Genomic DNA, 23,616 nt, shown 5'->3' with positions numbered 1-23,616 from the left:
GAACTCCTGAGGGTAAGGCTTGGGCACAGCGACATCCTCCCAGCTCACCATCACGGCAAGCCAACTCAGATGTCACCAATCCGTGCAGCAGACCCCACGAACACGTTCGCGAGATTGGTCTCGCTGAAGACGAGCGGCCGCGCCTTGTCGAACTCCCAGAGCACGAAGCTGGAGGCGACGATGGGAGCGTCCTTCGGCACGATCCGGATGATGTGCGGGTTGAACAACAGCCGGGCGTACTGATCTTCCATGATCTCGCCGTTGCCGACCTTCAGATCGAGCGCATGCTCATGGATGTAAAACACGCAAGTCGGCCGATCGTGTCGGCGCAGGATTGCCTGACGCTCGCCTCGGTACTGGACGAGGTTCGGGATCCGCTCTTCGGCGACCACTCCGGTCATCCGGTAGATGCCGTCGGCGTACTCGGGTGACTGCATGAGGCCCGGCATCGCCAGCACGTCGTAGCTCGTCATCGTCGTAGCCGTCGATTCCGCCATTACCATCGTGCGGAGGTTGTCCGATACCTGCACGCGATACTCGTCGAACGCGTACTGGTAGCGGCGCTTGAAGTCGTTGACGAAGTCGATGTCCTTGCCGCACATGGACAAGTACTGGATGATGTCGATCTCGCTCGCGCGCGCCTTGCCGTGTTCTACAGTTGAGATCTTGCTCGGGTCCCAGCCCAGTTTGTCGGCGAGCTTGTTGCCACTCAAACCAGTGCAGGTCTCCCGTAGCCGACGGAGCTCGTCGCCCAGGTCCCTGCTGTACGCGGTGGATGGAGTCATACACCGACGCTATGGGTTGTATCCAATACAATCAGGTACTCGTTCGGGTGAAAACAGTCCCGGTCGCTGTTCGCGTTCCGGTGGAGACTGGGGACTTTCTCGTAACTTACGTCTTCCCTCCTCGTCATATCGGCTTTACCGTTCCAGGTGTGAGAGCGCTCTCAAAGGTGAGATGGCGGCGCGGACTGGCCGCCGTAGCGATTGCCCTGTCGTCATTGGCGACGGTCGAGGCCGCGTACGCGGCCGACGACTACACGCAGAACGTGACCGCGATCGACGCGACTCAAGCCCGGATCAACTTCACGCCGACGACCCCTGCTGTCTACGTCGACGTGCACTACCTGATCTCCGGCCAATCGCAGCAGAACTTCCGGATGACCAACAACGCCGGGACCTGGCAGAAGACCGTCGGGTCGCTGTCGTCCGGCACGGTGATCGACTACTGGTTCACCTACGAGAAGTCCGGGCCCCAGTACGACACTCCGCACTTCAGCTACACCCACAACGGCGCGTCGCAACCGGTCGCGACGCCGACGTTCAGCCCGCCTGGCGGTACGTACTCGACCGCGCAGACGGTGACGATCTCGACCGCCACGTCCGGCGCGACGATCCGCTACACGATCGACGGCTCGACGCCGACCTCGTCGTCGACCCTGTACAGCGGGCCGATCTCGGTGCCCAGCAACAGGACCATCAACGCGATTGGTATCAAGTCGGGTCAGGCGAACTCGTCGGTCGGCAGCGCCTCGTACGTGATCGGCACGCCGGTCGCGACGCCGACGTTCAGTCCGCCGGGCGGCGCCTATGCGTCCGCGCAGACCGTGACGATCTCCACCGCGACCTCCGGCTCCACGATCCGGTACACAGTGGACGGTTCGACGCCGACCTCGTCGTCGACCCTGTACAGCGGGCCGATCTCCGTGCCCAGCAACAGGACGATCAACGCGATCGGCATCAAGTCGGGGCTCGCGAACTCGGCCGTGGCCAGCGCGACCTACACGATCGGCACGCAGCAGGGTTGCACGCAGTCCGACAACCCGAACTTCGGGCCGAACACGCGCATCTTCGACCCGAGCATGTCGGCGACGAGCATCCAGGCGCAGCTCGACACGGACTTCAACAACCAGAAGGACACGCTGACCGCGCAGATGGCGCCCCGCCGGGTCGCGCACCTGTTCAAGCCCGGCACCTACAGCGGCATCCACGACGACGTCGGCTACTACACGTCCGTCTCGGGTCTCGGCCGCAACCCCGGTGACGTGCTGATCAACGGTGACATCACCGTGGACGCGTTCAACGAGTCCGACAAGGGCGTGGCGCTGCAGAACTTCTGGCGCTCCGCCGAGAACATGGCCGTCAACCCGGCCAGCGGCACCAACCGGTGGGCGGTCGCGCAGGCCGCGCCGTTCCGTCGCATGGACGTCCGCGGCAACCTGGCGCTTTACCCGGCGAGCTACGGGTTCGCGTCCGGTGGCTACACGGCGGACACGCGCGTGTCCGGTCAGACGGCGTCGGTCTCGCAGCAGCAGTGGTACACGCGGGACACGAACTACGGCAGCTGGGCCGGCGGTGTGTGGAACATGGTGTTCTCCGGTACGCCGGGCGCACCCGCGACCACGTTCCCGAACCCGCCGTCGACGAACCTCGCGACGACGCCGATCTCGCGCGACGTGCCCTACCTCTACCTCGACGGCAGCCAGTACCGCGTGTTCCTGCCTTCCCTGCGCACCAACGCTTCCGGCGCGTCGTGGATCAACGGCGGTACGCCGGGCACGTCGTTGCCGATGAGCCAGTTCTACGTCGTGAAGTCCGGCGACACCGCCGCGACGATCAACGCGGCACTGGGTCAGGGCTGCAACCTGTTCTTCACGCCCGGCATCTACAACGTCAACCAGACGATCAACATCACGCGGCCCAACACCGTCGTGCTGGGCATCGGCTACGCGACGATCGTGCCGCAGAACGGCGTCACCGCGATGCAGGTCGCGGACGTCGACGGCGTGCGGATCAAGGGCATCCTGTTCGACGCCGGCACCACGCTGTCGAACTCGCTGCTGACCGTCGGGCCCGCTGGCTCCTCGGCCTCGCACGCGTCGAACCCGACCACGCTGCAGGACGTGTTCTTCCGCGTCGGCGGGGCGGTCGCGGGCAAGGCGACGAACAGCCTCGTCGTCAACAGCAACAACACGATCATCGACCACAGCTGGATCTGGCGCGCCGACCACGGCAACGCCGGCACCTGGGGCTGGAACGAGGCCATCGGTGACACCGGCCTGGTCGTGAACGGCAACGACGTGCTGGCCACCGGCCTGTTCGTCGAGCACTACCAGAAGTACCAGGTCATCTGGAACGGCAACGGCGGACGGACCATCTTCTACCAGAACGAGATGCCGTACGACGTGCCGAACCAGGCGGCCTGGAACGCGCCCAACGGGGTGACGGGCTACGCGGCCTACAAGGTCGCGGACAGCGTCACCACGCACGAGGCGTGGGGGCTCGGCAGCTACTGCTTCTTCAACGTCAACCCGTCGGTGAGAGCGGAGCACGCGTTCGAGGTGCCCAACCGATCCGGCGTCCGGATGCACAACCTGCTGACCGTGTCGCTCAACTACCAGGGAACGATCACCCACGTGATCAACGACGTGGGGGCGGTGACGCCGCCGGGCACCGTGCCGGTGAACGTCGTCAACTACCCGTAGTGCTGCCCTGAAATACGGCCCGTCACCGCCTCCTGGTGACGGGCCGTATCGCTGCCGCCACATATGATGCGGCCATGTCGATCGAGCGGGGCGCCGAGTTCGCCGAGTTCTGGGCTGAACGGCACCTGTGCACGTTGTCCACCGTCCGTCCCGACGGGACTGTGCACGTCGTCCCGGTGGGGGTCACGCTCGACGCCGAGGCCGGTGTCGCGCGGGTGATCACCAGCGGTGCGTCGTGGAAGGTCAAGCACGTTCGCAAGGCCGGGTACGCCGCTGTGTGCCAGGTGGACGGTCGGCGCTGGTCCACCTTGGAGGGTCCCGCGGTCGTGCGCGACGACGTGGAATCCGTCGACGAGGCCGTGCGGCGGTATGCGCTGCGCTACAAGCAGCCGCGGGTGAATCCGCAGCGCGTGGTGATCGAGATCCAGGTGAAGCGTGTCACCGGCACCGTCTGACGTCGTTGTCGTCGGCATCGGCGCCGACGGGTGGGACGGGCTGTCGCCCGCCGCTCAGCGGGCGGTTTCCCGGTCGCGGGTGTTGATGGGGTCGCGGCGGCAGCTCGACCTGGTGCCGGGGGAGTTCGAGCGGGTCGCGTGGCCGTCGCCGCTGGTACCGGCGTTGCCCGAGTTGTTCGAGAAGTACCGGGACGTGTGCGTGCTGGCGTCCGGTGACCCCATGTTCCACGGCATCGGCACGACCCTGGTCCGGCTGCTCGGCGAGCGCGTGACGGTGATCCCGCACCCGTCGTCGGTGTCGCTGGCCTGTGCGCGGCTCGGGTGGGCGTTGAACGAGGTCGAGGTCGTGTCCCTGGTGGCGCGTTCGATCGATTTGCTACGGCCCGTGTTGACTCCGGGACGGCGTGTGCTCGTGCTCGGTGGCGACCCTGCCGCTGTCGCCGAAGTCGTCGGCGCGGACGGGCAGATCGTTGTGCTCGAACAGCTAGGTGGGTCCGCCGAGCGGGTTTACCCTTGGTCCGGGCAGGACTCGGACCCGTTGTGCGTGATCGCGGTCGAGTACCGCGGGAGCGCTCTCTCGCGGGTTCCCGGACTGCCTGACGACGTTTACGAATCCGATGGTCAGCTGACGAAGCGAGAGGTGCGGGCTATTTCGTTGTCGAGATTGGCGCCGCTGCCGGGGCAGCTGCTGTGGGACGTCGGATCAGGGGCGGGTTCCATCGCGATCGAGTGGGCGCGCACGCATCCGACGTGCCGGGTGATCGCCATCGAGCAGTCGGCCGAACGCGCAGAGCGAATCGCCGGTAACGCTGCGTCTCTGGGCGTGCCGGGGGTGGAGGTCCACATCGGACGGGCGCCGGACGCGTTGGAGGGGCTGGAGAAGCCCGACGCGATCTTCGTCGGCGGCGGCGTGACCGTGCCCGGCGTGATGCAGGCCTGCTGGGACGCTTTGGCTTCCGGTGGCCGTTTGGTGGTGAACGCCGTGACGCTGGAGTCCGAGGCCGTGGTGGCGCAGTGGTACGCGCGGCTCGGCGGCGACCTGGTGCGGATCGCGGTGAACCGCGGCTCCGCCGTCGGCAAGTTCACCGGCTGGCGGCCGCACATGCCCGTGACGACGTGGAGCGTTACCAAGTGACTGTGCACTTCATCGGGGCCGGTCCCGGTGCGGCCGACCTGATCACGGTGCGGGGGCGCTCGCTGATCGAGTCGTCGCCGGTCTGCCTGTACGCGGGCGCGTTGGTGCCCGTGGAGTTGCTGGACTTCTGCCCTGACGGGGCGCGCAAGATCGACAGCGCGTCGCTGACGCTGGACGAGATCGTCGCCGAGCTGGTCGCGGCCTCGGAGCAGGGGCTGGACGTGGCCCGCCTGCACTCCGGGGATCCCTCGGTGTTCAGCGCGATGGCCGAGCAGATGCGCCGGTTGGACGCGCTGGAGATCGCTTACGACGTGACGCCCGGGGTGCCGGCTTTCGCGGCTGCGGCGGCGTCGTTGCAGCGTGAGCTGACGGTGCCGGGGGTCGGGCAGACCGTCATCCTGACGCGGACCTCGCAGCGCGCCACGCCGATGCCCGAGGGTGAGGACCTGGACACGCTGGGCCGCAGTCACGCGACCCTGGTGCTGCACCTGGCCGTGCAACGGATCTCGGACGTGGTCGCAGAGCTCGTGCCGAACTACGGCCTGGACTGCCCTGTCGCGGTGGTCGCCTACGCGTCGCGTGAGGACGAGGTCGTGCTGCGCGGGACGCTGGACGACATTGCGGCGCAGGTCGAGGCCGCCGGGATCAAGCGGACCGCGGTGATCATCGTGGGGAACGTGCTCGGGGCGACGCAGTTCCCGGACAGTCACCTGTACTCGGCCACGCGCGTTCGATGATCCTGATCCTCGGCGGAACGGGGGAGGCACGCGAGCTCGCGTCCCGCGTACCGGCCGTTTCTTCGCTGGCGGGGCGGGTCAGTTCGCCTCGATTGCCCGCCGGTGAGGTCCGGATCGGCGGGTTCGGCGGTGTCGACGGGCTCGCGCAGTGGTTGCGGGACAACGATGTCAGCGCCGTGGTCGATGCCACGCACCCTTTCGCTCGGCAGATCACCTCGAACGCTTTCGAGGCTTGCGGACGAGTCGGCGTTCCGTTCCTGATCCTGCGTCGGCCTGGGTTCACGCCGCAGCCCGGGTGGCACTGGGTCGACAGCGTCGCCGACGCCGCGCGGAATCTGCCTGGGGAGCGGGTGTTCCTGACGACCGGCCGGCAGGACCTCGCCGAGTTCACGGCGTGCCCGCAGTGGTTCCTGGCACGGATGGTCGAGCCGCCGGAACCACCGCTGCCGCAACGGATCGAGGTGCTGCTGTCGCGCGGTCCGTTCACTGTGGACGGTGAGCTGGAGCTGATGCGGTCCAGGGAGATCGACGTCCTGGTGACCAAGGACAGCGGCGGCTCGATGACGTCGGCCAAGCTCGAAGCCGCGCGCCGTCGCGGTGTGCCGGTGGTGATCGTGCGTCGACCACCGCTCCCACCTGCGGAAACGGTGGCCGACGTCGATGCCGCTGTCAGCTGGTTGGGTACCGTCGGGGTGTGAAGACGACTCCCTGAGGCGTCACGATCGTCTGCGACGAGCCGATGATCAGCAGGCAGCGCATGTCGATCGTGGCAGGGTCGAGCGCGCCGAGCGTGAGGACGCGGATCTCCTCCTCCGGGCCGCCGACGTCGCGGCCGACGACGATCGGCGTCTCCGGGGCGCGGTGGCGGAGCAGCAGGTCGCGCATGTCCGCAACCTGGTGCGTGCGGGCCTTGGACGCCGGGTTGTAGATCGCGATGACCAGGTCGGCCTTGGCGGTGGCGTCGAGGCGTTCGGCGATGACGTCCCACGGCTTGAGCCTGTCGCTCAAGGAGATCACCGCGTAGTCGTGCCCGAGCGGCGCGCCGGCCTTGGCCGCCACGGCGTTCGCGGCCGTCACGCCGGGGATGACGCGCACCGGCACGTCCTGGGTCTCCGCGGCGACTTCCAGCACCGCGGTGGCCATCGCGAAGACGCCGGGATCGCCCGACGACACGACCGCGACCCGCGCGCCCTTGCGCGCCAGGTCCAGCGCGAAGGCCGCGCGTTCGGACTCGACCTGGTTGTGCGAAGAATGGCGCTTCTGGCCAGGGCGTTCCGGGACGCGATTGAGGTAGGTGCTGTAGCCGACCAGTTCGTCGGCGGCCTCCAGCTCCTGGCGGGCCTCCGGGGTGAGCCACGCGCGGGTGCCGGGGCCGAGGCCGACGACCACGACCTCGCCCTTCGGCCTGGCGGGCTTGGACTGGCTCGGCAGCAGCGCGATCGAGAAGTACGGGACCGTCTCGGGATCGACGTCGGCCAGCGGCGACATCTTCTGTCGGCCGGTGGTGGCGCGTTCGACGTACCACGCGCCGTCGAGCCGGCCGGCCGTTTCGAGGGCCTCGCGGACGTTGCCGAAAGTGCGGCCCAGCTTGAGGATCGCGGCGCAGTCGGTGTCGGCGAGCCTCGACGCGAGCTCGGCGGGCGGCAACGTGCCCGGCAGGATCGTGAGCACCTCGTCGCGTTCCACGAGCGGTGTGCCGAGTACTGCTGAAGCGCCGCTCACGGACGTGACGCCGGGGACCACCTCCCACTCGTAGCGGTCGGCCAGGCGTTTGTGCATGTGCATGTAGGAGCCGTAGAAGAACGGGTCTCCAGCGGCCAGGACGACGACGACGCGCCCGGCGTCGAGGTGCGCGGCCAGCTTGGCGGCGGCCTCCTCGTAGAAGGCGTCGATCTCGCCCTGGTAGTCGTCCGTGTCCTCGGTGGTGACCGGGTAGACGAGCTGTTCCATGATCTGCGGGTTCGGATCGTCCTGGCTGCGGAAGTACGGCGCCGCGATGGTCTTGGCGACCGACCTGCCGTGCCGGGCGCTGTGGAACGCCACCACGTCGGCTTCGTTGATGAGTCGCGCGGCCTTGACCGTCACGAGTTCCGGGTCGCCAGGACCCAGGCCGACGCCGTAGAGCTTGCCCGTCATTCTTCCTCGCTCGCGATCGCGTTGATGGCCGCCGCCGTCATGGCACTGCCGCCGCGCCGGCCGCGCACCACTAGGTGCTCCAGATCCGTTGCGGCCAAAGCTTCCTTGGACTCCGCCGCGCCGATGAACCCGACCGGGATGCCCAGGACCGCGGCGGGCCTCGGGGCTCCGGCGGCGATCAGGTCGAGGAGGTGGAACAACGCCGTGGGGGCGTTGCCGATCGCGACCACCGCGCCGTCGAACCGGTCCGCGAGCAGTTCCAGGGCGGCGGCACTGCGCGTGTTGCCGATGGTCTGCGCCAGCTCTGGAGTCCGCGAATCCTGCAGGTAGCAAAGGACTTCGTTGTCCTCGGGCAGGCGGCGGCGGGTCACGCCGGACGCGACCATGTTGGCGTCGCACAGGATCGGCGCACCGTTGCGCAACGCCTCCCGGGCGTCGCGCACGACGTTCGGGGAGAAGGCGACGTCGGCCGGCAGGTCGGTCATGCCGCACGCGTGGATCATGCGAACGACGACTTTCGCGACGTCGGCGGGAAACCTGGTGAGGTCCGACTCCGCGCGAATGGTGGCGAAGGACTGGCGGTAGATCTCCGCCCCGTCCTTGATGTACTGCGTCAACGGATCTCCTCGTAGCCGTCGCCGGTCGCGACGAACTCGGTCACAACGCCTGCGGGACGGCCGCAGCGGCGGGCACAGCCCGACCAGTGCACGGCGCCGGGAGTGTCGGACCTGCTCCCTAGAATTGAAATTGGGGGTACCCGGCCCGGCACGTGTGTGTGGTCGGACGCATCGGTCCGTGTGTGCGCATCTGCTCGTGTGCGGCCGTTGACCCAAGCGTGGACATCGGCGCGTACGTCGGACAGCGACTTCGCGCAGCCGGGGCGGCCGGTGCAGGCGCTGACGCCGTGCCAGGGGGAGGCCGGGTCGGTGATGAGGCCGGAGGTGTCGGTGCCGGCGGGGACGACCAGGCTGCGCCACGGCGTCAGGCGGAGGGCGACGCCGGGGAGTTGGTGGGCGCCGAGGCGGCCAAGCGGGACGCCTGGTGTCAAAGGTGAAGGTGCGACAGGAGTCACAGCCGGGGTGATCCGCGGGGCGTCGGAGGCACCGAAGTGAGCGGTGATCTTTCGCACACCGTCGTCCACTTCGGACAGGCGCCAGGCCTGCCCGCGGAGCTGCTGGAACAGGCGGGCGGCGGTGAGCACGGCGTCCACGGGGTCGGTGACGCGGACGCCCGTGTCGCGGCCGGCGAGGAGGAGGACCCACGGGGAGGGGGTCGAGCCGGACGCCTCGCCGCCTGCCTGGTCCACATCGCCGCTGACCAGGCCGAAGTCGCCACCCAGCCCGCTCACCGCGGCTCCCACCGTCACCAGGAACCTGCCCGGCAGCGCGGCCAGCGCCGGGTCCGCGCACAGGGCCGCGTCGATCGCGTCGACCAGCGCCTGGTTGTCCTCCAGCGGGGCGGCGATGATGTTGCGGATCCGCTCGTGCGACGCGGAGGGCAGCAGTCCGGCCTCGGCCAGCCGCGCGCCCAGTTCCACGCCGTCCGCCAGCCCCCTGATCTGGAGGTTCGCCCGCGAGGTCAGTTCAATCGAGCCGGAGCCCAGCTCCAGCGCGGCGAGGCGCACGACGTCCCACTGAGCAGCGGAAAGAGTGCCGCCCGGCACCCGGATGCGCGCCAGCCCGCCGTCGGCCGCGGCGTGCAGCTCGACGGCGCCGGGGCAGGCGTCCGGGTGACTACGCATAGGTCGGACTGTAACCCGCCGGTTAGGGTGAGCCCGAACGACGAAGCGCAGGAGGAAGCCGGTGTGAATCCGGCGCGGTCCCGCCACTGTGACCAGCGAACACCGCTGGGAGTCAGGAACTCCGCTTCGCCAGTCACCCGCATTTTGGGGCGAGGACCCCACGAGGGATGGAGCCTGCGTGATCCTGCTGCTGTCGACCTCCGACACCGACCTGCTGTCGGCGCGTGCGAGCGGTGCCGAGTACCGGCTCGGCAACCCCGCGCGACTCACGACCGACGACCTGCCCGCGCTCGTCGACGGCGTGGACCTCGTCCTCGTGCGCATCCTCGGCGGGCGCCGGATGTGGGAGGAAGGCCTCGACTGGCTGCTGGCGTGCGGCCTGCCGGTGGTGGTGCTCGGCGGTGAGATGCAGCCCGACGCGGCGCTGATGGAACTGTCGACGGTGCCCGGTGGCGTGTGTGCCGAGGCGCACCTCTACCTCGCGCACGGCGGTCCGGCGAACCTCACCGAGCTGCACAAGTTCCTGTCGGACACCGTGCTGCTGACCGGCCACGGCTTCGAGGCCCCCGCCGCCACCCCCACGTGGGGTGTGCTGGAACGCGAGGGAACGCCAGAGGGTCCGACGGTCGCGGTGCTCTACTACCGCGCGCATCACGTGGCCGGGAACACCGCCTTCGTCCACGCCCTGTGCGACGCGATCGAGGCCAAGGGCGGGAAGCCCCTGCCGGTCTTCTGCTCCTCGCTGCGCACCGCCGAACCCGAACTGCTCGACACGCTGCGCCAAGCCGACGCGCTCGTCGTGACGGTGCTCGCGGCGGGCGGCACGAACCCCGCGAAGGCGTCCGCCGGCGGCGACGACGACGCGTGGGACGTCGGCGCGCTGGCCGCGCTCGACGTGCCGATCCTGCAGGGGTTGTGCCTCACGTCGAGCCGCGAGTCGTGGGACGCCAACGACGACGGACTGTCTCCTTTGGACACCGCGACCCAGGTCGCGATCCCCGAGTTCGACGGCCGGATCATCACGGTTCCGTTCTCCTTCAAGGAGATCGACTCCGACGGCCTCACCGTCTACGTGGCCGACCCGGAACGGGCGCTGCGCGTCGCGGGCATCGCGGTCCGGCACGGCAGGCTGCGGCACATCCCGGTCGCGGAGCGCAGGATCGCGGTCATGTTGTCGGCGTACCCGACCAAGCACTCCCGCATCGGCAACGCGGTCGGCCTGGACACGCCGGCGTCGACCGTGCGGTTGCTGAAGGCCATGCAGGAGCACGGTTACGACATCGGCGACGCGCTGCCGGGCGTGCAGGAGCTGGACGGCGACGCGCTGATCCACGCGTTGATCGCGGCCGGTGGCCAGGACGCGGACTGGTTGACGCAGGAGCAGTTCGAGAGCAACCCCGTGCGCATCGCCGCGGCGGACTACCGGGAGTTCTACGAGACGCTGCCCGAGGACTTCCGCGAGTCGATGCAGGAGCACTGGGGCGAGGCGCCGGGCACGCTCTTCGTCGACCACAGCAAGTCCAAGGACGGCGAGATCGTGCTGGCCGCGTTGCGGTCCAACAACGTCGTCGTGATCGTGCAGCCGCCGCGCGGGTTCGGCGAGAACCCGATCGCGATCTACCACGACCCGGACCTGCCGCCGTCGCACCACTACCTCGCGGCGTACCGGTGGATCGAGTCGAACTTCGGCGCGGACGCCGTGGTGCACGTCGGCAAGCACGGCAACCTGGAGTGGTTGCCGGGCAAGACCGTCGGCATGTCGGCGTCCTGCGGCACGGACGCGGCGCTCGGCGACCTGCCGCTGGTCTACCCGTTCCTCGTCAACGACCCCGGTGAGGGCACGCAGGCCAAGCGGCGCGCGCACGCCACGCTGGTCGACCACCTCGTGCCGCCGATGGCCCGCGCCGACAGCTACGGCGACATCGCGCGGCTGGAGCAGTTGCTCGACGAGTACGGCAACATCTCCGCGATGGACCCGGCCAAGGTGCCGGCGATCCGCGCGCAGATCTGGACGCTGATCAAGGCCGCGAAGCTCGACCACGACCTGGGCCTGGACGACCGGCCGCACGACGCCGAGTTCGACGAGTTCATCCTGCACGTCGACGGCTGGCTGTGCGAGGTCAAGGACGTCCAGATCCGCGATGGCCTGCACATCCTCGGCGAGGCGCCGACCGGCAGTGTCCGCGTCAACCTCGTGCTCGCGATGTTGCAGGCGCGGCAGATGTGGGGCGGTCAGGTCGCCGCGCTGCCCGGCCTGCGCGAGGCGCTCGGACTCACGACCACCGCTCGCGAAGACGTTGACGCGATTGAGGAAGAGGCGCGCGGACTCGTCCAGGCGATGGAGGACGCGGGCTGGAATCGGGACACGGCCAAGACTCTGCACGAGTCCGAGGACGTCCAGAAGATCCTGGAGTTCGCGGCGGTCGAGGTCGTGCCCAGGCTGGCGCGCACCACCGACGAGATGACGAACGTCCTGCACGCGCTGGACGGCGGCTACATCCCGGCCGGCCCGTCGGGTTCTCCGTTGCGCGGCCTGGTGAACGTGCTGCCGACCGGCCGCAACTTCTACTCGGTCGACCCGAAGGCGATCCCGTCGCGGCTCGCGTGGGAGACCGGCCAGGCGATGGCCGACTCGCTGCTCGCCCGCTACCGCGAGGAGAACGACGGCGAGTGGCCGCCCTCGGTCGGGCTGTCGGTCTGGGGCACGTCCGCGATGCGCACCGCCGGTGACGACATCGCCGAGGTGTTCTCGCTGCTGGGCGTGCGGCCGGTGTGGGACGACCAGTCGCGCCGCGTCACCGGCCTCGAGGTCGTCTCCCTCGACGAACTGGACAGGCCGCGCATCGACGTCACGATCCGCATCTCCGGCTTCTTCCGGGACGCCTTCCCGCACGTCGTGTCCATGTTGGACGATGCCGTGCAACTGGTGGCCGCGCTGGACGAGCCCGCGGAGCACAACTTCGTGCGGGCGCACATGCTCAAGGACCTGGAGGAGCACGGCGACCAGCGCAGGGCCACGTTGCGCGTCTTCGGTTCCAAGCCGGGTGCGTACGGCGCGGGCGTGCTGCCGTTGATCGACAGCCGCAACTGGCGCGACTCGTCCGACATCGCCGAGGTCTACGCGGTGTGGGGTGGCTACGCGTACGGGCGTGGCGTGGACGGCGTGGCGGCGCGCGCGGACATGGAGTCGGCGTACCGGCGGATCGCGGTGGCGGCCAAGAACATCGACACCCGCGAGCACGACATCGCCGACTCGGACGACTACTTCCAGTACCACGGCGGCATGGTCACGATGGTGAAGGCGTTGACGGGCAAGGCACCCGCCGCGTACGTCGGCGACAGCACGCGCCCCGAGGCGGTCCGCACGCGCACGTTGACGGAGGAGACCTCACGGATCTTCCGCGCCCGCGTGGTGAACCCGCGCTGGATCGGGGCGATGCGCAACCACGGCTACAAGGGTGCGTTCGAACTGCAGGCGACGGTCGAGTACCTGTTCGGCTACGACGCCACGACCGGCGTCGTCGCGGACTGGATGTACGAGAAGCTGACCGAGTCGTACGTGCTCGACCCGGAGACCCGGAAGTTCCTGCAGACCAGCAACCCCTGGGCGTTGCACGGCATCGCCGAGCGTCTGCTGGAGGCGGCCGAGCGCAAGATGTGGGAGCACCCGGAGGAGTCCACTTTGGACGCGCTGCGGGCGGCCTACCTCGAGACCGAGGGCGACCTGGAGGACGGCGCCTGAACGACGCGGACACAGCACTGACCAGGTGACGGATCGAGGCGGGCGGACAAGCCGTTCGCCTTGATCCCGTCCAGCAGGCCGTTGATCAGGCACAGGGTCATGCCGCACACCAGTTGCGCGTGCCGCTGCGCCAGGCTGTGGAACGGGCAGTTGCCCAGCAGGATCGAGCCGCCCTCGGTCCGGGGCTCGAAACCGAAGTCTCCCAACGCCCCGGTCAGATCGCCCGAGGCCGTGGAGGCCAGGTCCGCGCCCCACTCGTGGGCACGCCGGTTGAGGATCTCGCGCGGAGGCTCGCCGGTGCTCTCCGCCTCCATCAACGCGTCCGTGACCAGATGGCTCGCGGCCTCGTAACGGCGGTCGGGCAGCGACACCTCGATCTGCTCCTCGGAGCGCTGGTACAGCTTCGCCGGTCGCCCCGCGCCAGGTCCGGTGCGACCGGTGCGCCGCTGGTGCACCACTGTGAGCAAGCCCATCTCGACCAGCTTGTCGAGGTGGAACGCGGCCGTCGTGCGGGGGAGCCCAGCGGCCTGCGCGGCCTCGTCCTTGCTGATGGGCGCGATTTGGTGCACGACGAAGTCGTAGAGCCGGCGGCGGTTCGGCTCGTCGAGGGCCGCGACGGCGGCGACGGGGTCGGCCATCTCTAAAACCTACTCTTGTTGACTAAATTCGGCGAACGGATCTACCGTGGCGAACATGGACGTCGAGGCGGCGCAGCGAGCGGTCACGGACCTGCTCAAGGCACTGGGCAAGGACCCGTACTCGGCGCACCTGGCCGACACCCCGCGCCGTGTGGCCGAGGCCTACGAGGAGATGCTGACCCCGCGCGCCTTCACCATGACGACGTTCCCGAACGACGAGGGCTACGACGAACTCGTGCTGGCGCGCAGCATTCCCGTGCAGTCGTTGTGCGAGCACCACATGCTGCCGTTCCACGGCGTCGCGCACGTCGGATACCTGCCGGGAGAACGGATCCTGGGCCTGTCGAAGCTCGCGCGGGTCGTGGAGATGTTCGCCCGCGACCTGCAGGTGCAGGAACGGCTCACCAAGCAGGTCGCCGACTGGCTGCAGGAACACCTGCGGCCCTTGGGAGTCGGCGTCGTGATCGAGGCCGAGCACATGTGCATGTCGCTCAGGGGTGTGCGGGTCAACGGATCCCGCACGGTCACCTCGGCGTTGAAGGGCGCGCTGCGGGAGAACCCCGCGACACGCCAGGAGTTCTTCTCCCTCGTTCAGGCCGCCTGAACAGGTCCGAACACGTAGGAGCCGGCGGCGTCCGCGTTGTCGCCGGCCCAGAACTCCGCCCACAGCGTGGCGAACTCGGCCCGCGACAGCCTGCCGTCGCCGTCGAGGTCCAGCACGGAGAAGTCGGTCGTGCCCTCGTGGCCGAGCCAGGCCTCGATCATCATCCGGTACTCGTCCTCGGAGACGTAGTCGTCGCCGTCCGCGTCGACGGCACCGAACATCACGTCCGCGGTGCCGAGCACCGGCTCGATGTTGGTGGGCAGCACGTCCACGACGTTCAGGACGTCGTCCAGCGTCACGCGTTCCGCGCCGCCCGCGGCCGACTGCAGGGTCGTCCACCAGCCGAGCATCACCTGGGACAGCAGCTTCTCGTCGCTGCCGCGCAGTTCCGCCCAGCGCGCGGCGAGGAGCCGGAAGTCCTCCTCGGTCAGATAGCCGTCGCCGGTGACGTCCATCGCGCCGAACACCAGGTGCACCTTGCTGCGCTGAAATTCGCTCGCCATGCGCAGGACCATAGGCCGAATGCCGCAACGGGTTCTATCGGCCGAACGGGTCCGAACTAGTCCACGAACAGAGCATCCGCCAGCCGCAAACGGCCGGACACTCCGAGCTTGCGGTAGATCCCCGAGAGCACGCCCTCGACGCCGCCGACGGGCATGAGCAGCGTGGACGCGATCTCGTCGTCCGAACGACCGCGTGCGGCCAGTTCCGCGACCTGGTGCTCCGTCGGGGTGAGCGCGGTCGGACCGGTCTGCCGCATCCGTCGAGGTCCGGCGCTCGTCGCCACCAGTTCGGAGTAGGCCCGCGCGGCCATCGCCGAGGATCCGCACTTCTGCGCCAGGTCCATCGCGTCACGCAGACAGGTGCGTGCGAAAGCCGTGTCGCCCTGACGGCGCACCACGACGCCGAGATCGACCAACGCGCGCGCCAGCTCCAGGCGGGCGGGGGAGCCGCGCAGCACCCGCACGGCCTCTTCCAGCAACGTCCGCCCGGCCGCGCCCGCCGTCACCCGGCCGGCCGCGCGCAACGCCATGCCCAACGCCCTGGGCGCACCCCAGTCGCGGGCCAGCGCGACCTCTTCCATGGCCAGTTCGCGGGCCCGTTCGCCGTCGCCCATCGCCGCGCTCGCCAGCGCCGCGCCGGAACGCCACGACAGCGCCGCCGGATTGCGGTACGGCCACGCCGCGCAGTGCCGTCCGGCGGCCAGAAACGCTTCCAGGGCCTCGTGATCGTCGCCTCGTGCGGTCAGCATCCGCCCGCGCACGGTCAGCACGCCGCCGTACGACCAGACGCGCCGCGCCTCGTCCGTCGAGGCCTCGGCGATGACCGCGGCGGCCTCGTCCAGGCGGCCCTCCTCGAGCAGGATGTCGGCGAGCAACGCGGCGTGCCACGTCGACACCGCGTGCCAGCGCCGGTCCTGGCGCAGATGGTCGGCCGCGACCTCCAGGTCGGCGCGGGCCGAGACGAGATCTCCCTTGCGGCGCTGGACGTTCGCGCGCATCACGTTCGTCAGCGCCCGCAACGCCGGAGCCTGCGCGCGGTCGACCTCGTCCAGCACGGCCAGCGCCTCGTCCAGCGAGTCGGCCAGGTTCAGCGTCATCGCGGACGCCAGCGACGACAGCACGCCCGCGGCCGACACGAGCGGAACCGCTTCCACGGCACTGATGTCCCCGACCATCACGTGGTGCAGCACGCCGGCGGGCGTGTCGAGCGGCACCGACGACGGCACGGCCTCCTGCCACACCAGTCCGTGCACGACCAGATGTGCCTGGGCCGGTGGGGAACCACCCAGAACCACGGGGATCTCGGCGGGGTTGCCCTCGGCGTGCAGCGCGTAGGACAGGGCCACCGCGGACTCCACGTCGTCCACATCGGACTGGAACGCCTCGCGCAGCCGGGCCGTCGCGCCGGGCAGGTCGCCGACCAGCTCGGCGATTCCCAGCAGCCGCAACGCCCGTGACGGGTTCGCCACCGGTTCGCGCAACGCCCGCCACAGCAACCGCGCGGCACCGGCCGTGTCGCCGTGGTTCACCGCCTCCTGCGCGGCGCGGTCGAGCACCTCGCCCGCCCACGGTTCCAGACCGGGCGAGGTCTCCAGCAGATGATCGGCGACGGCCCGGTCCGATGCGCCGTGCGTGCGCAACGACCGTGCGGCCCGAAGATGCAACGCGGCCCGCGCACCGGCCGGCATGTCGTCGAGGACCGCGGGCCCGGCCACGCCGAGCAGTTCGACCGTCCGCATCGCCTCGGCCAGTTCGACGGGACTGAGCCGGGTCAGCTCGGCCAGCACGCCGGGATGCGGCGAAGAGCCCAGGGCCGCAAGGCAATGCGCCGTGGCCACCACGGCAGCCGGACGGCGGCGCAGCCGGGCGGCCATGATCTCGCCGGCCACCTCCGCGCCGCGCTGGGCGACCCTCCACGCCGCTTCGGCGGTCGGCGGCACCCGGTCCTCCGCCAACGCCTTGAGCAGCCGCGTCACCGTCAGCGGGTTGCCGCCGGTCGCCTCCACACAGGCCGTCACGAACTCAGGCGCGGCCTCACCCAGCGCCGACGTGACCAGCACACCGATCTCGGCCGGGGTCAGGTTGTCCAGCGTGACCCGTTGGCACGCCGCCATGATCTCGCCATGAGAAGGATCGTCACACCGCTCGCCCACACCCACGGCCAGCACGAGAGCGATGGGCAACCGTTGCACCCTCAACGCCAGATAGGCGAGCCAGCGCAGGGAAGCGGCATCGGCCCAGTGCGCGTCGTCCACGACGACGAGCAGGTCACCGCGCGCGGCCAGCCCGGCGGCCAGCCGATAGATGCCCTGCAGGGCGGGAAAATCGGCGGTCACGGCTGTGAGCTGCAACGCACTCATCGCCTCCGCGGGCACGAGATCGGGGTCGATCAGGTCGAAGAGCTGTGCCACGACTCCGAACGGCAGGTCGCCTTCCAGCGCACTGCCCCGCGCCCGCACGACCTGCCCCCGCCAGCGCGCGGCGAGGTCGTCCAGTGCCGCCGTCTTGCCCGTGCCGGGTGCGCCTTCCACCACCGTGGTCGTGCCCGGCACCACCTGATCGCTGATTCCGGCGCACCACACTTTCAGCCGGTTTTCCAAGATCTCTCCACAATCCGCCGCTGAAAGTATCAGCGGAATTGATGTTAGGAGAAAGCGCTCCACTTGCCCAGGTAAAGGTTCCCGCGTCAAGGGCGTCTCAACAGGAGGGCTGCACGTATGATCCCGCGGGCAACTACTCGAATGGGTAGCGGCAGCGTGGCGGCGGCCTCACCCGCTCATCCCAACGGCCTAGGAGAGGCGCTTCGGGGCTGGTCGTGGTGCAGGTCGTTGTGGTATTGCAACGAGTGTTCTCCGCCGCCGCGGAGCGAAAGGAAAAATGGGTGTCGGGGAATCAGGACGGGGTGTTTCGCGGCCGTGAGGGAGAACGGGAGCTCCTGAGCGGCGTGCTGAACGCGGGCACCGGTGTGGTGTTGATCGAGGGGGAGGCGGGCACCGGGAAGACGCGGTTGCTGGCCGAGATCGCCGCCGTCGCCACGGGCCGCGGGTTCGAGGTGGCCACCACCCAGGACGAGTTCGATCAGCCGTTCCTGCTGGCCCGCCTGGCCGACCGCCGCCCGGACGGTCCCGCACTCGTCGTGCTGGACGATCTCCACCTGGCCGAGCCGGAAACCCTGGCAGCCCTGCGCGCACTGTTACCCGCGTCCACGCACGAGAAGGTGGTGTGGCTGCTCGCTCGCCGCCGCGGCGAGGGTGCGGACCGCCTGTTCGCCGCCGCCGCAGGACGCGGAGCGACCCGGATCGAGCTGAGGCCGTTGGCGGACAACGTGGTCGAGGATCTCGTGACCGACCTGACCGGCGGCATCCCCGACCAGGACCTGAAAGCGCTTGCTTCGCTCGCCCAGGGCAATCCCGCCGCGCTGGTCGGCCTCTTCGCCGCTCTCCAGCGGGACGACCAGGTGGTGGTCACCGCCGGGCACGCCTCGATCAGGACCGACCGCTCGCCGCGTGCCACCGAGGCGTTGCTGCGCGACCGCGTGAGTGCGTTGAGCGGCAAGGCGAGGCACCTCCTGCAGGTCGCCTCGGTGCTCGGGCCGCGCTTCGAACCCGGTGACGTGGCGGAGATGCTGGCGTCGAGCACCGCGATCCTGTTGCCCGCACTGGACGAGGTCATCGGCGCGGGCGTCGTGACGTCGCTGGACGACCGGCTGGCGTTCCGTCACGAGCTGCTGTGGCGGCAGGTCGCCGACTCCGTGCCCCTGCCCGTGCGGCGCGCGCTGCACCGCGAGGCCGGCGAGATGCTGCTGGCACGCGGGGATTCCGCCGTGCTGGCCGCGCGGCACCTGCTGCACGGCGCCCAGCGCGGCGACGCCCGGTCGATCGACGGCCTCGTCGAGGCCGCGAAAGCCGTGCTGTGGAACGCCCCCGAGGCCGCCGCCGAACTCGCGGTGCGCGCGCTCGAACTGACCGACCAAGCGTCTGCTTCGCTGGTCCACCGCACGGTCATGGCGGTGCGCGCACTCACCGCGGCCGGCAGGCTCACCGCCGCGCAGGCGCTCGCGCGGGAAGCCCTGTCCCGTCACGTGTCCCCGGAACCCGCCGCCAAACTCCGGCACTGCGTGGCCACGACGTCGTTGCTGGGCGCCCGGCACGCCGAGTCGCTGGAGATCTCCGAGGCGTTGCTGCGCGAACCCGACCTGGCCCCGGAACTCGCGCCGTGGGTGGAGATCACCCGGCTGATGGCCTTGCTCGGCCACGACCGGCGCCGCGCCGAGGAACTCGCCGAGGAGGTCGTGCGCACCCGTCAGGGCGGGCCGGACGACGTGCTGGCAACGGCTTTGGCCGTGCTCGCGGCGATCGCGCGCGACACCGGGCGGCCCGGCGCGGCCCTCGAACTCGCCCGCGAGGCCGCGCGGTCGAGCACCTCCCACGACCTCAGCGCCTACCCGCAGTTGCTGTTCGCGACGCTGCTCGCGGGGCTGCGGGAGTTCGCCGACGCGGACGACGTGGTGCGGCGCGTGCGCAGCGGGCCGTCCGCGGTGGTGACCAGGGAGGTCATGACCGCGGTCGTGCGGGCGCGGATCCTGTTGCAGGCGGGGCGGATCGAGGAGGCCTCCGCCGAGGCGCGCGCCGCGCTGACGGTGGCGGAGGAGACCGGGCACGAGACGGTGGTGGCGCCCGCGCTGGCGGTGCTGGCGATGGTCGCGGTCCACACCGGCGACCTGCCCGCGGCGATCGAGCACGTCGAGCGCTACCGCGAGCACGTCCCCGCCGACGAGATCCTCTTCTCCCGCGCCTACTACCAGTGGGCCGACGTGCTCGTCACCCACGTCGGCTCCGGGCTCGAGAAGGCGCTGGCGTTGCTCACCGACGAGTACCCGGGCCTGGTGTCGTCGGGGCTCTTCGCGGAGGAACCCCGCGCCGCCGGGTGGTTCGTCCGCCGGGCGCTGGAGGCGGGGGACGAGCGGCTGGCGAAGGCCGTCGTGGACCGCGCGGAACGGCTCGCCGAGGAACACCCCGCGTTCGGCGCCGTCGTCGCGGCCGCGGTGCACGCGCGCGGTCTGTTCGACGCCGACGCGAAACTGCTGGAGCTGGCCGCGCAGCAGCACCGCGACCTGTGGGCGCGGGCGAACGCTGCCGAGGACCTCGGCGTGCTGCTCACGGGCACGCCGGACCGGGCGGAGTCGGTGAGGGCGCTGGAGACCGCGCTCGGCCTGTACCGGGAGATCGGCGCGTCGCGGGACGGCGCACGGGTCCTGGGTCGGTTGCGCAAGCTCGGCAGGCGCCGCAGGGCCGCTCCGGCGCGACCCGCGTCCGGATGGCCCAGTCTGGACGACACCGAACGGGCGATCGCCAACCTGGTGGCCAAGGGTCAGACGAACCGGCAGATCTCCACGCAGCTGTTCATGTCACCGCACACGGTGAACTTCCACCTGCGCAAGATCTTCCGCAAGCTGGAGATCAGCTCTCGCGTCGAGCTGGTGATGAGGTCGCGGGACGACCAATAGGCGTGGCGGTCCGCTTGGCCTGACGGCGGAGTTGCAGGATGCGGGCCGCGCCGACCACGGCGACGAGCAACGCACCGCCGATCGCGCCGAACAGCAGCGCCACCCCGAGGGGAAGGCTGAACTCGCCCCACAGGAAGTGGATCGTGGCGTTGCCGCCGTTCTGCAGGATGAAGATCAGCAGGAAGATCAGCACGACGATCGCCACCAGCACGGCGACCCAGGTACCGCTGATCCGCGTGGGCCGTGTCGTCCTCTTCGGTGCGACCGGTGCCGGTGCGGCCGGGATCGGTTCGGTGACCGGCGTTTTCGGGGACTCGTCGCTCGGGTTCGCCACGATCCACATTATCGGCGCCCGAGCGTCGTCCCGCGCGTTGGCGAACGGTTACAACTTGCGCAACCCGGACAGCACGCGTTCGAGCAACGCGACGTTCGGCTGGGCGGCCGGCTCGTGCACCGCGACCAGGTTGAGCGTGATCAGGTCGCTCAGCAGCACCCGCGTGACGCCGAGCGGGATCTTCATGAGCGCCGAGATCTCGGCGACCGACCGCGGCTGCAGACACAGGCGCATCATCGCGGCCTGGTCGTTGGTGGCGCGGTAGAGCCGGTCCTCGTCGGTGGAGAGCAGCGTCTCCAGACGCAGGTCGTGGCGGGCCGTCGTGCGGCCGCCGGTGCGGGCGTAGGGACGGATGAGCGAGCTGTCCCTAGCAGGGGCGTGGGTCGGTTCTTGCTCTTGCACAGGCCACTCCGGTGGCGGTTCCGGTGGGCGTTGGCGCAACGGTTGCTGACGGGGCAGTTGTTGCGTCTCCGCGCCAGTGAAGTCTTCACTTCCGTCGGCGCGTAGCCGTCTACGGGTCGCGGGCGACCCGAAACGCGCCCCCGTGTAACCGATTGCCGTCGCTTCCTCGTCGTGCACGTGCTCAAGCTATAACGAAGTCGCCCAAATGTATGTGGATCACGTTGCCTTTTTGTCACCCAGATCGAATCTGACTTGGATTGCAGTGCCCGACGACGTCGTTTGGGTGCGCACGAGGTCCGCCAAACGGTTGACGAGCAACAGACCGCGACCGCCTGGTTCGTTTGCGTGAACAGGCGTTCGGCCGGCCAGAACATCGGTGATGTGCCCGTTGTCGTTGACTTGGCAAACAATACTTTTCGGTTCGGCCCAGACGCGGACCGTGCTCTCGCCCCCGCCGTGCCGCACGCTGTTCGTCGCGAGCTCGGTGACCGCGAGCGCGAAGTCGTCGACGCGACCGTGGGACAGACCGAGCTTGACGGCCTGCTCACGGGCGAACGCGCGCACCGCCGCCATCGTCCCGGCGCCGACGGACGTGCTCGCCGCGTCGGACGGGATGGGCAACGGCATCGAGTGGGCCGCGACGACCACCCGCGCGGGGTGGAAGTGGTCGCTGGGACGGTGGCCGCTCGCGTCGATCACGACCGGGTGGGTCTTCTCGGCGTCGGCCAGGACCTCGTGGGTGAGGGTGGTGATGCTGTAGGGGCACAGGATGCTCACGTCACGGCCGCTGAACGCGTAGTTGACCAGCGCCTCGTGCAGCGCGCACGCCGGGTACTCGACGTCGGTGTGCAGGTCCCACACCTGCTCGCTGACGATGCGGACGGCCCCGCGATGCCGGTCGGCGAACGCGCGGAGCTCGGGGATGATCCGGCCGGGGTTGCGGCCGGTGTCCGCCATGTCGATGAACGTCACGAGGTGGGCGAACCCGCTCAGCGCCTCTTTGAGCAGCTCCAGGTTCGTGCTGGGCACCGCCACGGCGACCGGTTCGGCGCTCGCGAGACCTTCCATGACGAACGGCACGGTCCCGTCGATGTAGGAGTCCTCATCTGAGTAGAAGAGCGCCGGATGTGCGAACGTCATGTGCCACCTCTCGTCAACGTCCCAGGATGTCCACCCGGTGCGTTGCTCAAACCCATCATTTCTTGACCCTCACACCGTGTCAGCCCCTACACAGGAGCAGTCATGTTCACCATCGGAGACTTCGCCCATCTGGGGCGGGTGTCGGTGCGGATGCTGCGCCACTACGACGCGGTCGGGCTGCTCCTGCCGGCCCGCGTCGACCCGGCCACCGGCTACCGCTTCTACACCGCCGCCCAGCTGCAACGACTCAACCGCCTGCTCGCGTTGAAGGACCTCGGTCTGACGCTCGACCAGGTGCGTGTGGTGCTCGACGAAAAGCTTTCCGTCGAGCAGTTGCACGGCATGCTTTCGTTGCGGCGCGCCGAGCTGCGGCAGCAGATCCTCGCGGACGAGTCGCGGCTGCGGCGGGTCGAGGCACGTCTCCGTGCCATCGAAAGAGAAGGCGCCATGCCGACCGACGAGATCGTTGTGAAGCCCGTTCCCGCCGTCCGGGTCGCCCGGCTGACCGCGACCGCCGCCTCCTACGGGCCCGAGGACATCGGCCCGGTCATCCAGCCGCTGTACCCGCAGCTCTTCGAACGACTGGGCCGCGCGGGGGTCGCGCCGTCCGGGTACGGGATCGCCACCTACGAGCCCGCCGAGGGCGACCAGGTCGTCGTGCACGCAGGGGTGACCGTGGCCGTCGAGTCGTCGCCGGCCTACGAGTTCGAGGTCGTCGACCTGCCCGCGCTGGCCGAGGCGGCGACCGTCGTGCACCGCGGCACCATGGACGACGTCGACGTGACCTACCAGGCCGTGGCGGCGTGGATCGAGGCGCACGGGTACAAGCAGAACGGGTTCGCCCGCGAGGTGTACCTGAACTACGGCGAGGGCGACCCGGCCGACTGGGTGACCGAGCTCCAGCTGGAGATCAGCAAGCCGTAGGAGGGCGATCGCGGCCCGGCCGGAGGACAAGGCCTAGCGGCAATACCGGTGACTTAGAGTGGTTTGCGCTGGTTGTTGGCTGAGGCGGTGCGGTGGTGCGGTGCGATCCGGACTGCCTCGGTGGGGTCGCGGGTG

The 23,616-nt window shown here is 69.6% G+C and carries 19 protein-coding genes and 1 riboswitch; of the genes, 9 read left to right on the top strand and 10 right to left on the bottom strand.

What is annotated here, in order from left to right; all coding sequences use genetic code 11:
- Positions 1 to 65: 65 nt before the first annotated feature.
- Positions 66 to 785, bottom strand: a complete 720-nt coding sequence (locus ACIRG5_RS48230; protein ID WP_402918443.1) for a helix-turn-helix domain-containing protein — start codon at positions 783 to 785, stop codon at positions 66 to 68.
- A 263-nt stretch (positions 786 to 1,048) separates the two neighbouring features.
- Between ACIRG5_RS48230 and ACIRG5_RS48225 the strand changes: the two genes are divergently transcribed.
- The 5 genes from ACIRG5_RS48225 (at position 1,049) to ACIRG5_RS48205 (ending at position 6,509) form a co-directional block, all read left to right on the top strand.
- Complete coding sequence (locus ACIRG5_RS48225) at positions 1,049 to 3,484, top strand: chitobiase/beta-hexosaminidase C-terminal domain-containing protein (protein WP_402918449.1); 2,436 nt, start codon at positions 1,049 to 1,051, stop codon at positions 3,482 to 3,484.
- 74 nt (positions 3,485 to 3,558) lie between these two features.
- Positions 3,559 to 3,939, top strand: a complete 381-nt coding sequence (locus tag ACIRG5_RS48220; RefSeq protein WP_330273837.1) for a TIGR03618 family F420-dependent PPOX class oxidoreductase — start codon at positions 3,559 to 3,561, stop codon at positions 3,937 to 3,939.
- Complete coding sequence (gene cbiE, locus ACIRG5_RS48215) at positions 3,920 to 5,074, top strand: precorrin-6y C5,15-methyltransferase (decarboxylating) subunit CbiE (protein WP_402918440.1); 1,155 nt, start codon at positions 3,920 to 3,922, stop codon at positions 5,072 to 5,074. The genes ACIRG5_RS48220 and cbiE overlap by 20 nt, the downstream gene beginning before the upstream one ends.
- Positions 5,071 to 5,811, top strand: coding sequence for a precorrin-4 C(11)-methyltransferase (gene cobM, locus ACIRG5_RS48210; protein ID WP_402918437.1), 741 nt, complete (start codon positions 5,071 to 5,073; stop codon positions 5,809 to 5,811). Before cbiE ends, cobM begins: the two co-directional genes overlap by 4 nt.
- Positions 5,808 to 6,509 carry a cobalt-precorrin-6A reductase gene (locus tag ACIRG5_RS48205; protein ID WP_402918434.1) on the top strand — a complete coding sequence of 234 codons (702 nt, stop codon included), beginning with the start codon at positions 5,808 to 5,810 and terminating at the stop codon, positions 6,507 to 6,509. The genes cobM and ACIRG5_RS48205 overlap by 4 nt, the downstream gene beginning before the upstream one ends.
- On the opposite strand, the gene ACIRG5_RS48200 is transcribed toward ACIRG5_RS48205, so the two are convergent.
- The 3 genes from ACIRG5_RS48200 to ACIRG5_RS48190 are packed head-to-tail and all read right to left on the bottom strand — an operon-like array spanning position 6,481 to position 9,688.
- Positions 6,481 to 7,947, bottom strand: a complete 1,467-nt coding sequence (locus ACIRG5_RS48200) for a precorrin-2 C(20)-methyltransferase (RefSeq protein ID WP_402918432.1) — start codon at positions 7,945 to 7,947, stop codon at positions 6,481 to 6,483. The genes ACIRG5_RS48205 and ACIRG5_RS48200 overlap by 29 nt on opposite strands.
- Positions 7,944 to 8,564, bottom strand: a complete 621-nt coding sequence (locus ACIRG5_RS48195; RefSeq protein WP_402918429.1) for a precorrin-8X methylmutase — start codon at positions 8,562 to 8,564, stop codon at positions 7,944 to 7,946. The genes ACIRG5_RS48200 and ACIRG5_RS48195 overlap by 4 nt, the downstream gene beginning before the upstream one ends.
- Positions 8,561 to 9,688, bottom strand: coding sequence for a hypothetical protein (locus ACIRG5_RS48190; protein WP_402918426.1), 1,128 nt, complete (start codon positions 9,686 to 9,688; stop codon positions 8,561 to 8,563). Before ACIRG5_RS48190 ends, ACIRG5_RS48195 begins: the two co-directional genes overlap by 4 nt.
- A gap of 8 nt (positions 9,689 to 9,696) precedes the next feature.
- A riboswitch (cobalamin riboswitch) is annotated at positions 9,697 to 9,832 on the top strand.
- 34 nt (positions 9,833 to 9,866) lie between these two features.
- Here ACIRG5_RS48190 and cobN point away from each other — a divergent pair.
- Complete coding sequence (cobN, locus tag ACIRG5_RS48185; RefSeq protein ID WP_402918423.1) at positions 9,867 to 13,430, top strand: cobaltochelatase subunit CobN; 3,564 nt, start codon at positions 9,867 to 9,869, stop codon at positions 13,428 to 13,430.
- On the opposite strand, the gene ACIRG5_RS48180 is transcribed toward cobN, so the two are convergent.
- A complete protein-coding gene (locus ACIRG5_RS48180; RefSeq protein ID WP_402918421.1) occupies positions 13,391 to 14,068 on the bottom strand; it encodes a helix-turn-helix transcriptional regulator in 678 nt (225 codons plus the stop codon). The two genes, cobN and ACIRG5_RS48180, sit on opposite strands and share 40 nt — an antisense overlap.
- A gap of 55 nt (positions 14,069 to 14,123) precedes the next feature.
- Here ACIRG5_RS48180 and folE point away from each other — a divergent pair, with 55 nt between their 5' ends.
- Positions 14,124 to 14,672 carry a GTP cyclohydrolase I FolE gene (gene folE / locus ACIRG5_RS48175; protein WP_402918418.1) on the top strand — a complete coding sequence of 183 codons (549 nt, stop codon included), beginning with the start codon at positions 14,124 to 14,126 and terminating at the stop codon, positions 14,670 to 14,672.
- Here the strand turns inward: folE and ACIRG5_RS48170 are convergent.
- Together ACIRG5_RS48170 and ACIRG5_RS48165 are read right to left on the bottom strand one after the other, a co-directional pair.
- A complete protein-coding gene (locus tag ACIRG5_RS48170) occupies positions 14,660 to 15,175 on the bottom strand; it encodes an EF-hand domain-containing protein (RefSeq protein ID WP_402918415.1) in 516 nt (171 codons plus the stop codon). The two genes, folE and ACIRG5_RS48170, sit on opposite strands and share 13 nt — an antisense overlap.
- Positions 15,176 to 15,231: 56 nt before the next feature.
- Positions 15,232 to 17,775: an AAA family ATPase gene (locus ACIRG5_RS48165; protein WP_402918412.1), complete on the bottom strand. Its 2,544-nt coding sequence runs from the start codon at positions 17,773 to 17,775 to the stop codon at positions 15,232 to 15,234.
- A gap of 281 nt (positions 17,776 to 18,056) precedes the next feature.
- Here ACIRG5_RS48165 and ACIRG5_RS48160 point away from each other — a divergent pair, with 281 nt between their 5' ends.
- Positions 18,057 to 20,681, top strand: a complete 2,625-nt coding sequence (locus ACIRG5_RS48160; RefSeq protein ID WP_402918409.1) for a LuxR C-terminal-related transcriptional regulator — start codon at positions 18,057 to 18,059, stop codon at positions 20,679 to 20,681.
- Here the strand turns inward: ACIRG5_RS48160 and ACIRG5_RS48155 are convergent.
- The 3 genes from ACIRG5_RS48155 to ACIRG5_RS48145 all read right to left on the bottom strand — a co-directional run bounded on the left by ACIRG5_RS48155 (position 20,635) and on the right by ACIRG5_RS48145 (position 22,557).
- Positions 20,635 to 20,967, bottom strand: coding sequence for a lipopolysaccharide assembly LapA domain-containing protein (locus tag ACIRG5_RS48155; protein WP_402918446.1), 333 nt, complete (start codon positions 20,965 to 20,967; stop codon positions 20,635 to 20,637). The two genes, ACIRG5_RS48160 and ACIRG5_RS48155, sit on opposite strands and share 47 nt — an antisense overlap.
- A 96-nt stretch (positions 20,968 to 21,063) precedes the next feature.
- Positions 21,064 to 21,417: a DUF742 domain-containing protein gene (locus tag ACIRG5_RS48150; RefSeq protein WP_319978961.1), complete on the bottom strand. Its 354-nt coding sequence runs from the start codon at positions 21,415 to 21,417 to the stop codon at positions 21,064 to 21,066.
- A 216-nt stretch (positions 21,418 to 21,633) separates the two neighbouring features.
- On the bottom strand, positions 21,634 to 22,557 hold the full coding sequence (locus ACIRG5_RS48145) for an anti-sigma factor RsbA family regulatory protein (RefSeq protein WP_402918407.1): 924 nt from the start codon (positions 22,555 to 22,557) through the stop codon (positions 21,634 to 21,636).
- A gap of 102 nt (positions 22,558 to 22,659) precedes the next feature.
- Between ACIRG5_RS48145 and ACIRG5_RS48140 the strand changes: the two genes are divergently transcribed.
- Complete coding sequence (locus tag ACIRG5_RS48140; protein WP_319978963.1) at positions 22,660 to 23,481, top strand: MerR family transcriptional regulator; 822 nt, start codon at positions 22,660 to 22,662, stop codon at positions 23,479 to 23,481.
- Positions 23,482 to 23,616: the final 135 nt, after the last annotated feature.

This window comes from Lentzea sp. NPDC102401 (assembly GCF_044765805.1).
Classification (GTDB): domain Bacteria; phylum Actinomycetota; class Actinomycetes; order Mycobacteriales; family Pseudonocardiaceae; genus Lentzea; species Lentzea sokolovensis.
The sequence above is the reverse complement of the archived record's forward strand: the minus strand, read 5'-3'. Positions and strand labels throughout refer to the sequence as shown.